12 protein-coding genes and 1 rRNA gene are annotated in these 12,198 nt (G+C 71.5%); 2 read left to right on the forward strand and 11 right to left on the reverse strand.

Going from position 1 to position 12,198, the window contains the following annotated elements; genetic code table 11:
* The 10 genes from QM572_RS09505 to argC form a co-directional block, all read right to left on the reverse strand.
* A 16S ribosomal RNA gene (locus tag QM572_RS09505) occupies positions 1–92 on the reverse strand; the annotation flags it as partial.
* Between the two features lie 436 nt (positions 93–528).
* Positions 529–1,113, reverse strand: coding sequence for a DNA-3-methyladenine glycosylase (locus QM572_RS09510; protein WP_415092421.1), 585 nt, complete (start codon positions 1,111–1,113; stop codon positions 529–531).
* Positions 1,085–2,527, reverse strand: a complete 1,443-nt coding sequence (gene argH, locus QM572_RS09515; protein ID WP_415092423.1) for an argininosuccinate lyase — start codon at positions 2,525–2,527, stop codon at positions 1,085–1,087. The genes QM572_RS09510 and argH overlap by 29 nt, the downstream gene beginning before the upstream one ends.
* Positions 2,520–3,950: an argininosuccinate synthase gene (argG, locus tag QM572_RS09520; protein WP_415092425.1), complete on the reverse strand. Its 1,431-nt coding sequence runs from the start codon at positions 3,948–3,950 to the stop codon at positions 2,520–2,522. Before argG ends, argH begins: the two co-directional genes overlap by 8 nt.
* Complete coding sequence (locus QM572_RS09525) at positions 3,947–4,489, reverse strand: arginine repressor (protein WP_415092427.1); 543 nt, start codon at positions 4,487–4,489, stop codon at positions 3,947–3,949. Before QM572_RS09525 ends, argG begins: the two co-directional genes overlap by 4 nt.
* A 13-nt stretch (positions 4,490–4,502) precedes the next feature.
* The gene (gene argF / locus QM572_RS09530) at positions 4,503–5,429 is read right to left on the reverse strand and encodes an ornithine carbamoyltransferase (protein ID WP_415092429.1); all 927 of its coding nucleotides are present in this window, start codon (positions 5,427–5,429) and stop codon (positions 4,503–4,505) included.
* A complete protein-coding gene (locus QM572_RS09535; RefSeq protein WP_415092431.1) occupies positions 5,426–6,667 on the reverse strand; it encodes an acetylornithine transaminase in 1,242 nt (413 codons plus the stop codon). The genes argF and QM572_RS09535 overlap by 4 nt, the downstream gene beginning before the upstream one ends.
* The gene (gene argB / locus QM572_RS09540) at positions 6,664–7,557 is read right to left on the reverse strand and encodes an acetylglutamate kinase (RefSeq protein WP_415092433.1); all 894 of its coding nucleotides are present in this window, start codon (positions 7,555–7,557) and stop codon (positions 6,664–6,666) included. The genes QM572_RS09535 and argB overlap by 4 nt, the downstream gene beginning before the upstream one ends.
* Before the next feature lie 64 nt (positions 7,558–7,621).
* Entirely contained in the window at positions 7,622–8,773 is a 1,152-nt protein-coding gene (gene argJ, locus QM572_RS09545; RefSeq protein ID WP_415092435.1) for a bifunctional glutamate N-acetyltransferase/amino-acid acetyltransferase ArgJ, read from the reverse strand.
* The gene (gene argC / locus QM572_RS09550) at positions 8,773–9,837 is read right to left on the reverse strand and encodes an N-acetyl-gamma-glutamyl-phosphate reductase (RefSeq protein ID WP_415092437.1); all 1,065 of its coding nucleotides are present in this window, start codon (positions 9,835–9,837) and stop codon (positions 8,773–8,775) included. Before argC ends, argJ begins: the two co-directional genes overlap by 1 nt.
* Positions 9,838–9,924: 87 nt before the next feature.
* Here argC and QM572_RS09555 point away from each other — a divergent pair, with 87 nt between their 5' ends.
* Positions 9,925–10,923 carry an ATP-binding cassette domain-containing protein gene (locus tag QM572_RS09555; RefSeq protein ID WP_415092439.1) on the forward strand — a complete coding sequence of 333 codons (999 nt, stop codon included), beginning with the start codon at positions 9,925–9,927 and terminating at the stop codon, positions 10,921–10,923.
* Entirely contained in the window at positions 10,920–11,744 is an 825-nt protein-coding gene (locus tag QM572_RS09560; RefSeq protein WP_415092441.1) for an ABC transporter permease, read from the forward strand. The genes QM572_RS09555 and QM572_RS09560 overlap by 4 nt, the downstream gene beginning before the upstream one ends.
* Positions 11,745–11,829: 85 nt before the next feature.
* Here the strand turns inward: QM572_RS09560 and QM572_RS09565 are convergent.
* Positions 11,830–12,198 (reverse strand): hypothetical protein (locus QM572_RS09565; RefSeq protein ID WP_415092443.1); only part of this gene is annotated, 369 nt, incomplete at its 5' end.

Below are 12,198 nucleotides of genomic sequence, written 5' to 3' on the forward strand. Positions count from 1 at the left end.
CGAGTACCCCCAAAGAGGCCTTTCCGCTCGACTTGCATGTGTTAAGCACGCCGCCAGCGTTCGTCCTGAGCCAGGATCAAACTCTCCGTAGAAAACTACAAAAAATCCAACTCCCGACAGGAGACACTGACTCGCACCCCAAAAAGAGATGCTGCCAGAATCATTGTCAAAGAAACCATCGAACCAACCCACCAAAACAAGCAGGCCAGCCGACGGGGCTACAAAAAAATTCATCGACTATTCAATAACACACTGTTGAGTTCTCAAGAATCACACGCACACCGCGCTCAGCCTTCCGGCCTTGCCTCGGGGCAACCTGCGAAACTTTACCGACCCGCTCCACCCTGGTCAACTTGACGCTGCCGGGGCCCGATCGAGATCGGTGTCAGACCGCGCGGAAGCCCACACCTTGTGGGGTTTCCCCCGGTGTGGGAGCCGCTCGCGGCGACAGGAGGAAACATTACACACACGTGTCCGGGGCATCAAATCGGGGCGCACCTCTCGTGACGCGCCGCCTGTTTCCGCAGGTCAGAGGCCCTTCGGGCCCCGGGAGACGGCGGGGCGGTACGGCGAGACGGTCGGCTCGCCCTGGATCCAGAAGCGCCAGGGACGCTCCGGGGCGAGGCGCAGTCCGACCCGTGGCCCGGACGCCAGAGGCCCGACCTCGCCCGTCGACGGCACGAGCCGGAGCTCGGGGCCGACCACGAGTCCGTTGTGCGAGAGGTCGAGCGCCAGGGCACGGCACAGGCGCGCAGGGCCCCGCGCGAGGTCGCGGTCGCTGCTGCCGGGCCGCCGGGCCCGCGCCAGCTCGACGCCGTCGACGACCTCGCCGGCGCGGAGCAGGACCGCCCCCGGCCCGTCGCCGACGACGAGATTGGCACAGTGGTGCATCCCGTAGGTGAAGTAGACGTAGAGCACGCCGCCGCGACCGAACATGACCGTGTTGCGCGGCGTCGGGCCGCGGAAGGCGTGCGAGCCGGGGTCGCCGTCGGGGTCGGGGCCGCCGTACGCCTCGACCTCCGTGAGGCGGAGCGTCACCCCGGCGTGCGTGAGGCGCGCGCCGAGCAGGCGCGGCGCGACCTCCTCAGGCCGGCCGTCGAGCAGCGACAGCATTCCGGAGCTCGGCCAGCTGCTCGGCCACGCGGCGCGGGGCGGTGCCGCCCCGGCCGTCGCGGGAGGCCACGGAGCCGTCGACGGTCAGCACCGAGCGCACCGCGGGGGTGAGCGCGGGCGAGACCGCGGCGAACTCCTCGTCCGTCAGGTCGGCGAGCTCGACGCCGCGGGCCTCGGCCGCGCGGACGCAGGCGCCGGCGAGCTCGTGGGCGACGCGGAACGGCGTGCCCTCGCGCACCAGCCATTCGGCGATGTCGGTGGCGAGCGAGAAGCCCTGCGGGGCGAGCTCGGCCATCCGGCCGGTGTTGTAGACCAGCGTCGCGATCTGCCCGGTGAACGCCGGCAGCAGCACCTCGAGGGTGTCGACGGAGTCGAAGACCGGCTCCTTGTCCTCCTGCAGGTCGCGGTTGTAGGCGAGCGGCAGGGCCTTGAGCGTCGCCAGCAGCCCGGTCAGGTTCCCGATGAGCCGGCCCGCCTTGCCACGGGCGAGCTCGGAGATGTCGGGGTTCTTCTTCTGCGGCATGATCGACGATCCCGTCGACCACGAGTCGTGCAGCGTGACGAAGTCGAACTCGCGGGTCGCCCAGAGGATGACCTCCTCGGCGATCCGGGAGACGTCGACGCCGATCTGCGCGCAGACGAAGGCGAACTCGGCGACGAAGTCGCGTGAGGCGGTGCCGTCGATCGAGTTGGCCGAGGAGCCGGTGAAGCCGAGCTCCCGGGCGACGAGCTCCGGGGCGAGGCCGAGGCTCTGCCCCGCCAGCGCGCCCGAGCCGTACGGCGAGTCCGACTCGACCCGCGCACGCCAGTCCTCCAGGCGCGAGACGTCCCGGAGCAGCGCCCATGCGTGGGCCAGCAGGTGGTGGGAGAGCAGCACCGGCTGCGCGTGCTGCAGGTGCGTCCGGCCGGGCATGATCGCCGGCCCGCCGGGGCCGGAGAGATGCGTCTCGGCCTGATCGGCCAGCGCCGAGACGAGGTCGAGCACCAGCCCGCCGATCACCGAGGCGTGGTCGAGCAGGTAGGAGCGGAAGAGCGTGGCGATCTGGTCGTTGCGGGAGCGGCCGGCGCGGAGCTTGCCGCCGACGTCGGGGCCGACCTCGGCGATCAGCAGCCGCTCGAGCGCGCCGTGGACGTCCTCGTCGGACTCCGCGGGCCGCAGCTCGCCGCTGGTCCAGCGATCGGCGAGGACGTCGAGGCCGCGGTGCAGCTCGGCCTCCTCCTCAGCCGTCAGGAGCCCTGCGGCGGCGAGTGCCTTGGCGTGCGCGTGGGAGCCGGCGATGTCGTACAGGCCCAAGCGCCAGTCGAAGTGCGTGGACCGCGACAGCGCCTCCAGCTCGGGCGAGGGCCCGCCGGCGAACCGGCCGCCCCAGAGCTTCCCCTCCCCCGTCGCGCCCGCGGTGCCGGGATCAGTCACTGCCGAACTCCATCGCGGCCTCGTCGAGCACCGCCTGCGCGTCGGGGTCGACGTCGGCGGCCGCGGCGATCTGGTCGAACCCGCCGGCCGGGAGCTCGCCGAAGAGGGTGCCGTGCTCGACGAGCACGTTGCCCTGGTCGAGGGGCTGGGCTGCGTACTGCTCGAGCTTGGCGCGGCTGTCGGCGATGTCGAGGTTGCGCATGGTGAGCTGGCCGATCCGGTCGGTCGGGCCGAAGGCGGCGTTCTCGACCCGCTCCATCGAGAGCTTCTCGGGGTGGTAGGAGAAGTGCTCGCCCTCGGTCGTGAGGATCGTGTAGTCGTCGCCGCGGCGCAGCCGCAGGGTGACCGTGCCGGTGGCCAGCGAGGCGATCCAGCGCTGGATCGACTCGCGCAGCATGAGCGACTGCGGGTCGAGCCAGCGGCCCTCGTAGAGCAGCCGGCCGAGCTTGCGGCCCTCGTGGTGGTAGTTCGCGAGCGTGTCCTCGTTGTGGACGGCGTTGAGGAGGCGCTCGTACGCGGCGAAGAGGAGCGCCATGCCGGGCGCCTCGTAGATGCCGCGGGACTTGGCCTCGATGATGCGGTTCTCGATCTGGTCGCTCATGCCGAGGCCGTGGCGGCCCCCGATCTCGTTGGCCCTGAGCACCAGGGCGACGGCGTCGCTGAAGCGCTCGCCGTTGATGGCGACGGGACGGCCGGCCTCGAAGGAGACGGCGACGTCCTCGGTCTCGATGGCGACCGAGGGGTCCCAGAACTTCACGCCCATGATCGGCTCGACGGTCTCGAGCGAGACGTCGAGGTGCTCGAGCGTCTTGGCCTCGTGGGTGGCGCCCCAGATGTTGGCGTCGGTGGAGTAGGCCTTCTCGGTGGCGTCGCGATAGGGCAGCCCGTTGGCGACCAGCCACTCGCTCATCTCGTGCCGCCCGCCGAGCTCGTTCACGAAGTCGGCGTCGAGCCACGGCTTGTAGATCCGCAGCTCGGGGTTGGCCATGAGGCCGTAGCGGTAGAACCGCTCGATGTCGTTGCCCTTGTAGGTCGAGCCGTCGCCCCAGATGTTGACGTCGTCGGCCTGCATCGCCCGGACGAGGATGGTGCCGGTGACGGCCCTGCCGAGCGGGGTGGTGTTGAAGTAGACCTTCGCGCCCGAGCGGATGTGGAACGCGCCGCAGGCGAGGGCGGCGAGGCCCTCCTCGACCAGCTGCGGCTTGATGTCGACGGCACGCGCGATCTCGGCGCCGTAGCTGCGGGCGCGGTCGGGGACGCCGGAGATGTCGGGCTCGTCGTACTGCCCGATGTCGGCGGTGTAGGTGCAGGGCACCGCGCCCTTCGAGCGCATCCAGGCGACGGCGACGGAGGTGTCGAGGCCGCCGGAGAAGGCGATGCCGACGCGCTCGCCGACGGGAAGGGAGGTGAGGACCTTGCTCATTCTGCGCTTTCTGGTTCTGGTGCTGACTGCTGGTGGGCCGCGAGGGCCAGGAACTTGGCGACGAGGTCGTCTCCGCCGAGCGGGTCGCGGCCGATGACGAGCACGGTGTCGTCGCCCGCGATGGTGCCGAGGATCGCGGAGAACTCTGCCTTGTCGACGGCGCTCGCGAGGAACTGGGCCGCGCCGGGCGGGGTGCGGAGCACGACGAGGTTGGCGCTGGCCTCGGCGGACATGAGGAGCTCGCCGCAGAGCCGGGCGAGTCGGGACTGGGCCGCGGCCGACTCCCCCGGCGCGACCGGCCGCCGGTCGCCGCCCTCGTTGGGCACGGCGTAGACGAGGGCGCCGCTGGCCGCGCGGACCTTGCTCGCGTCGAGCTCGACGAGGTCGCGCGAGAGCGTGGCCTGGGTGACCTGCACGCCGTGGTCGGCGAGCAGGTCGGCGAGCTCGACCTGCGAGCGCACCTCGTGGCCCGCGACCAGCTCGAGGATGAGCTGGTGGCGGGCGCCCTTGGTCGCGGGCCGGACGGCACTCTCGGTCATGGCGTCGTCCGCGTCACTGGTGCTCGAGGAGGAAGGCGAGAATGGCCTTCTGGGCGTGGCGGCGGTTCTCTGCCTCGTCCCAGATCACGCTCTGCGGTCCGTCGAGCACCTCGGCGGCGATCTCCTTGCCGCGGTACGCCGGCAGGCAGTGCAGGACGATGGCGTCGGGCTTCGCGTGCCCGATCAGGGTCTCGGTCACGGCGTACGGGGCGAAGGTGGCGATCCGTGCGACGGCCTCCTCCTCCTTGCCCATGGAGACCCAGGTGTCGGTGACGACGACGTCGGCGCCGGCCACGGCCTCCACGGGGTCGGTCGCCCACGTCGCGCTGCCGCCGGTCGTGGCGCCGATGGCGTTGGCACGCTCGAACATCTCCGGGGCGGGCGCGTAGCCGTCCGGAGCGCCGATGACGACGTGCATCCCGGCGGTGACGCCGGCGAGGATCCAGGAGTTGCCCATGTTGCAGGCGCCGTCGCCGATGAACGCGGCGCGCAGGCCGGCGAGCTCGCCCTTGTGCTCGCGGATCGTGAGCAGGTCGGCGAGCAGCTGGCAGGGGTGGAACTCGTCGGTGAGCGCGTTGACGACGGGCACGCCCGACATCTCCGCCATCTCCTCGAGCGCGCTCTGGGCGTAGGTCCGCCAGACGATCGCCGTCGCCTGGCGGCCGAGGACCCGGGCGACGTCGGCGACCGACTCGCGCCTGCCGATGCCCGCCAGGCCACCGTCGACGAGCATCGGGTTGCCGCCCAGCTCGGCGACGCCGGCGGCGAAGGAGGCCTGCGTGCGCAGGGTCGGCTTGTCGTAGATCGTCGCGACGGTCTTGGGGCCCTCCAGCGGCCGCGCCAGGAACGGCTCGGCCTTGAGGGTGGCGGCCAGGTCGAGGACCCGGGCCTGCTCGGCAGGCGTCAGGTCGTCGTCGGCCAGAAATGAGCGGGTGCTCATCGCCGCTCCTCCCCGGGCTCGCCGAAGGCGGCGTCGAGGATGCCGGGCCACGCGTCGAGGAGCGCCTGCGCGTCGTCCTCGGTGAGGTTGAGCGGGGGCGCGAGCCGGATCCGGCCGGGCGTGGCGTTGTTGAGGATGAAGCCGGCCTCGAGCGCCGCGGCGGCGACCTCGGCGGCGCGCTCCTCGGCGAGCACGACCCCGATGAGCAGCCCCTCGCCGGTGACCTCGGCGACTCGTGGGTCGGCGGCGAGGCCGTCGCGGAGCTTGTGGCCGAGGATCAGCGCGTTGTCGAGGAGGGCCTCGGACTCGATCGTGCGGATGACGGCGAGCGCGGCCGCGCAGGCGACCGGGTTGCCGCCGAAGGTGGTGCCGTGATTGCCCGGCTCCAGGAGGTGGGAGGCGACCCCGATGCCGAGGCAGGCGCCGATCGGGAAGCCCCCGCCGAGCCCCTTGGCGAGGGTGATGATGTCGGGCAGCACGCCGCCCAGCCGTGGCGTCGCCGAGGCCAGCCACGAGCCCGTCCTCCCCATGCCGGACTGGACCTCGTCGAACCAGAGCAGGGCGTGGTGCTCATCCGCGATGGCCCGGGCGGCCGCGAGGAAGCCCTCGGGGGGCATGACGACGCCCGCCTCGCCCTGGATCGGCTCGATGACGATGGCGGCGGTGTCGTCGGTCACCGCCGCGGCGAGCGCGTCGGCGTCGCCGTACGGGACGAACGTGACGTGGCCGGGCAGCGGCTCGAAGGGGGCGCGATAGGCCTCCTTCGAGGTCAGCGCGAGCGAGCCCATCGTCCGGCCGTGGAAGGAGCCGGTCATCGCGACGAGGTGGGTGCGGCCGGTGCGCCGGGTGATCTTGAGCGCCGCCTCGTTGGCCTCGGTGCCGGAGTTGGTGAAGAAGACCCGGCCCTCGGGGCGGTAGCCGTCCAGCGCCCCGTCGACGAGGTCGAGCAGCTTCTCCGCGAGCGCGATCTGCGGCGCGGAGGCGAAGAAGTTGGAGATGTGGCCGAGCGTCTGGAGCTGGCTGGTGACCGCCTCGACGAGCGCGGGATGGCCGTGGCCCAGCGCGTTGACGGCGATGCCGCCGAGGAAGTCGACGTACTCCTTGCCGCTCTCGTCCCAGACGTGGCTGCCCTCGCCGCGGGCGAGGATCAGCTTGGGCGGGCCGAAGGTGTTCATCACGGCGCTCTGGTAGCGCTCGACGTAGTCGGGGTGAGACGTGTTGGGATGGGGCGCGGTCATGACGTTGCCTTCCGGAGCTTGGTGGGCACACCCGGGAGGACCTGGGTGCCGATGCCCTCGTCGGTGAAGATCTCGAGGAGTACGGCGTGGGGCTCGCGGCCGTCGACGACCGTGGCCCGGGGGACGCCGCCGCGCACGGCCTGGAGGCAGGCGCCCATCTTGGGCACCATCCCGCTGGCGAGGGTGGGCATCATCGACTCCAGGGCGTCGGGGCCGATCTCCTGGATGAGGTCGTCGGAGTTGCCGTAGTCGCGGTAGAGCCCCTCGACGTCGGTGAGGACGAGGAGCTTCTCGGCGCCGAGCGCGACCGCGAGGGCCGCGGCCGCGGTGTCGGCGTTGACGTTGTGCACCTGCCCGAGCACGTCGGGCGCCACGCTGGAGATGACCGGGATGCGGCCGGCCTCGATGACGTCGAGCACCGCCTCGGGGCGGACCTTCGTGACCTCGCCGACGAGGCCGAGGTCGACCTCCTCGCCGTCGACGATGGTGTTGGTCCGGCTGGCGGTGAAGAGGCCGGCGTCCTCCCCGGAGAGGCCGACCGCGAGCGGGCCGTGCTGGTTGAGCAGGCCGACGAGCTCGCGCTGGACCTGCCCGACGAGCACCATCCGGACGACGTCCATCGCCTCGGGGGTGGTGACCCGCAGGCCGCCGCGGAACTCCGACTCGATGCCGAGCCGGTCGAGCATCTGGGAGATCTGCGGACCGCCCCCGTGGACGACGACGGGCTTGAAGCCGGCCAGCCGGAGGAAGGCGATGTCCTCGGCGAACTTCGACTTGAGGTCCTCGTCGATCATGGCGTTGCCGCCGTACTTGATGACGATGACCTTGCCGTTGTACTTCTTCAGCCACGGCAGGGCGGCCGCGAGGACTTGGGCGTTGGCGCGCGTCATGCGGGGTCCCCGCTCACGGAGCTGCATTCCTGGGAGGAGCGTAGCGAGCATTCGAGTGGGGTGCTCATGAGCTGTAGGCGCTGTTCTCGTGGACGTAGGCGTGGGTGAGGTCGTTGGTCCACACCGTGGCGGTCGCGTCGCCGGACTTGAGGTCGATGGTGACGGTGACGTCGCGCTGCTCGAGGTCGATCAGGCTCGGGTCCTCGGCGGGCGCGGAGTTGCGGCACACCCAGACGCCGTTGAGGGCGACGTCGAGGTCGGCCGGGTCGAAGGCGGCCGTCGTCGTGCCGACGCCGGCGAGGATGCGGCCCCAGTTGGGGTCCTTGCCGAAGATCGCGGCCTTGAAGAGGTTGTTGCGCGCCACGCTGCGGCCGACCTCGACGGCGTCGTCCTCGCATCGGGCGTTGATCGTGGTGATGGCGATCGAGTGGTCGGCGCCCTCGGCGTCGGCGAGGAGCTGCAGTGCGAGGTCGGTGGTCAGCTCGGTGAGCTTCGCGGTGAACTCCTCGAGCGCCGGCCGGATGCCGGAGGCGCCGCTGGCCATCAGGGTGACGGTGTCGTTGGTGGACTGGCAGCCGTCGGAGTCGAGCCGGTCGAAGCTCACCCGGGTGGCCGCGCGCAGCGCCCGATCGAGGTCGTCGGCGGGGAGGTCGGCGTCGGTGGTGATGACGACGAGCATCGTGGCGAGCGCGGGGGCGAGCATGCCGGCGCCCTTGGCCATGCCGCCGATGCTCCAGCCCTCGCCTTCGACGAGGGACTGCTTGGCCACGGTGTCCGTGGTCATGATCGCGTGCGCCGCCGCGTCTCCCCCGTCGACGGCGAGGGCCGCGGCGGCCTTGTCGACGCCGTCGAGGAGGAGCTCGCGCCTGTTGAGCAGGCCGATCAGGCCGGTCGAGCAGACGACGACGTCGCCCGCGCCGATCTCCAGACGCTCGGCGACCCGCTCGGCGGTGGCGTGGGTGACCTGGAAGCCGGCGGGCCCGGTGTAGCAGTTGGCACCGCCGGAGTTGAGCACGACGGCCTTCACGATGCCGTCCTTGACGACCTCCCTGCTCCACAGCACGGGGTTGGCCTGGCAGCGGTTGGAGGTGAAGACGCTGGCGGACGCCGACGACGGGCCCTGGTTGACGACGAGGGCGAGGTCGGGCTTGCCGGACGCCTTGAGGCCGGCGGTGACGCCGGCTGCCGTGAAGCCCTTCGGGTGGGTGACGCTCATCAGGGGGCCAGTCCTACGGTCGAGAGCCCGGTGGTCTCGTCGAGACCGAGGGCGAGGTTCATGCACTGCACGGCGGCGCCGGCGGTGCCCTTGGCGAGATTGTCGATCGCCCCGACGGCCACGAGGCGTCCCGCCGTGTCGTCGACGGTGACCTGGAGGTGGACGGCGTTGGATCCGGTCACGGCGTGGGTCTGCGGCCAGATCCCCTCGGGGAGCAGGTGGACGAAGGGCTCCTCGGCGTAGGCCTTCTCATAGGCCGCGCGTACGTCGTCGGGCGTGACGCCCGCCAGCAGCCTGGCCGTGCACGTGGCGAGGATGCCGCGAGGCATCGGCACGAGCAGCGGCGTGAAGCTGACCGTGACGGGCCCCTCGGCGAGGGCCGAGAGGTTCTGGGTGATCTCGGGGGTGTGCCGGTGCACCCCGCCGACGCCGTACGCGCTCACGTTGCCCATGACCTCGGAGCCGAGCAGATGGGTCTTGGCGGACTTGCCGGCTCCGCTGGTGCCCGAGGCGGCGACGACGACGACATCGGGCTCGATCAGGCCGGCGGCGACCGCGGGCGCGAGCGCGAGGGAGGAGACGGTCGGGTAGCAGCCGGGAACCGCGACGTTCCTCGCGCCGGTGAGCGCCTCCCGGTTGCCGGGCAGCTCGGGCAGGCCGTAGGGCCAGGTCCCGGCGTGGTCGGTGCCGTAGAACCGGGTCCACTCCCCCGCGTCGGAGAGCCGGAAGTCGGCGCCGCAGTCGACGACGATCACCTGGGGGTCGGCCGACTGCAGGGCCTTGGCGATCGCGCCCGACTGGCCGTGCGGCAGGGCGAGGAAGACCACGTCGTGCCCGGACAGCGTCTCCACGGTCGTCTCGGCCAGCACCCGGTCGGCCAGCGGCAGCAGGTGCGGCTGGAGCGCGCCCAGCGGCTGGCCGGCGTTGGCGGCGCCGGTGAGGGCGCCGATCTCGACCCGGGGGTGGGCCAGAAGCAGCCGCAGCAGCTCGCCGCCGGCGTACCCACTGGCGCCGGCGACCGCGATCTTGACGCTCCCGGCGCCTGACGACGATGTCACGTGCATGAATATACAAGACTCTGCATGGATTCGTGAAACTGGTTTCCGGTGGCGTGAAAGCCGGGTGAAACCGGGAGCACTCACAGTAGCCCCATGACGAACACCACAGACTCGCGTCTGGCGGTCCACGCCTCCGGGCTGGTGAAGCGCTTCGGCGACTTCACCGCCGTCGGCGGCGTCGACCTGGCCATCGCCCCGGGCGAGGTCTTCGGCGTGTTGGGACCCAACGGCGCCGGCAAGACCACGACCCTCTCCATGCTCGCGACGCTGCTGCCGATCGACGGCGGCCACGCGTCCGTCTTCGGCGTCGACGTCGCCACCGAGCCCCACAAGATCCGCCAGCTCGTCGGCGTGACCGGACAGTACGCCTCGGTCGACGAGAACCTCACCGGCTACGAGAACCTCTGGCTCTTCGGCCGGCTGCACGGCCGCTCCTCCAAGCAGGCCCGCGCCCTGGCCGGCGACCTGCTCGAGCGATTCGGCCTCACCGAGGCGGCCGGCAAGCAGATCAAGGACTACTCCGGCGGCATGCGCCGCCGGCTGGACCTCGGCGCCTCGCTGATCTCCTCGCCTCCCCTCATCTTCCTCGACGAGCCGACCACCGGCCTCGACCCGCGCACCCGCGGCCAGATGTGGGACACGATCCGGGACCTCGTCGCCAACGGCTCGACGATCCTGCTCACGACGCAGTACCTCGACGAGGCCGACCAGCTCGCCGACCGGATCGCGGTCATCGACCGCGGGCTCAAGGTCGCCGAGGGCACGCCCGCCGAGCTCAAGACCAGTGTCGGAGAGTCGACGCTGCAGCTCCGGCTGGCCGACACCTCGCTGACCGAGGAGGCGGGACGGCTCGTCGAGCGGGTCGTCGGCGTGTCGCCGGTCCTCACCCCGGAGGCCGGCGGCCTGAACGTGCCGCTGCCCGACGCCGACAAGGCCGCCGACGTGCTCATCGCCCTCCGCGAGGCGGGCGTCTCCATCACCTCGGCCGCGGTCCAGCAGCCGACGCTGGACGAGGTCTTCCTCGCCCTGACCGGCCACTCCACCGAGCGTGACTCCGATGCCGATTCCGAGAACGAGGAGGTGTTCGCATGAGCGCCCTCACGGCCCAGCGGAGCATCGAGACCGCCAAGCAGAGACTGACGACGCGCCCGACGCTGAACGACACCGTCTCCCAGACCCTCACCATGGCCTGGCGCGCGCTGAAGAAGATGCAGCGCAACCCCGAGCAGTTCTTCGACGTGATCATCCAGCCCCTGCTGTTCACGGCGATGTTCGCCTACATCTTCGGCGGCGCCGTGTCCGGATCGGTCGCGAACTACCTGCCGCTCATCATCCCCGGCGTCCTCGCCCAGACCGCCCTCACCGCCTGCATGGCGACCGGCGTGCAGATGCGCGAGGACATGGAGAAGGGCGTCTTCGACCGCTTCCGCTCCCTACCGATGTCGCGCATCGCCCCGCTGGCCGGCCCGATGCTGGCCGACGTCCTGCGCTACGGCATCGCCGCGACCCTGACGCTGGCAACCGGCTTCGCCATGGGCTACCGGCCCGGCGGCGGGCTCGGCGGCGTCCTGATGGGCTGGGCGCTGGTGGTCTTCGCCGGCTGGGCGCTGTCGTGGATCTTCGCGTGGCTCGGCACCATCGCCCGCTCGGCGCAGGCGGTGCAGGGCATGGGGATGATGATCATGTTCCCGCTGACCTTCCTCTCCGACGCGTTCACGCCGCAGTCCACGATGCCCGACTGGCTGCAGCACTTCGTGTCGGTCAACCCGGTGACGCTCGTGATCCACGCGGTGCGCGACCTGATCAACGACGGCTCGGTCACGGCCAACGTCGGCTGGGCCGTCCTCGGCTGCGCCGCGATCGTCGCGGTCTTCGCCCCGCTCGCGGTGCGGTCCTACTCCAAGAAGGTCTGAGCCGGCGTACGACGGCAGCAGGGCGAGCCCCGCGAGATCAGGTCTCGCGGGGCTTCGTCATCGGCAGACCACGCGCCACCGTGACTCAGACGGGGACGGAGAGAGCCGACAGCAGGGTGGCGACGGCGTCGCGCAGCTCGGCGGGCCGGCGGCCGGCGTGCTCGGCGCGACAGGAGGCGAGGACGCCGAGGTCGACGAGAAGGTCGCCGTCGTAGGGGTCGAGGCTGGGCAGCATCCGGTTGAGCGAGAGGCCCTCGCCGAGCCCGACCAGCCGCGCTCCGCCCTCCGGGTCTCCGGAGGCCCCCTGCCAGATGCCGAGGCTCGTCACGACGCAGCCCAGGACGGGATAGTCCATGTGCGCCGACTCGTCGGCCAGCCACTCGCGCGCCTGGTGGAGGAGCTCGTCGCGGCGGTCCCGCGCGCCGACCGCGTCGCCGTGCCGCGCGTGGGCCGC

The organism is Nocardioides sp. (assembly GCF_047607365.1).
Classification (GTDB): domain Bacteria; phylum Actinomycetota; class Actinomycetes; order Propionibacteriales; family Nocardioidaceae; genus Nocardioides.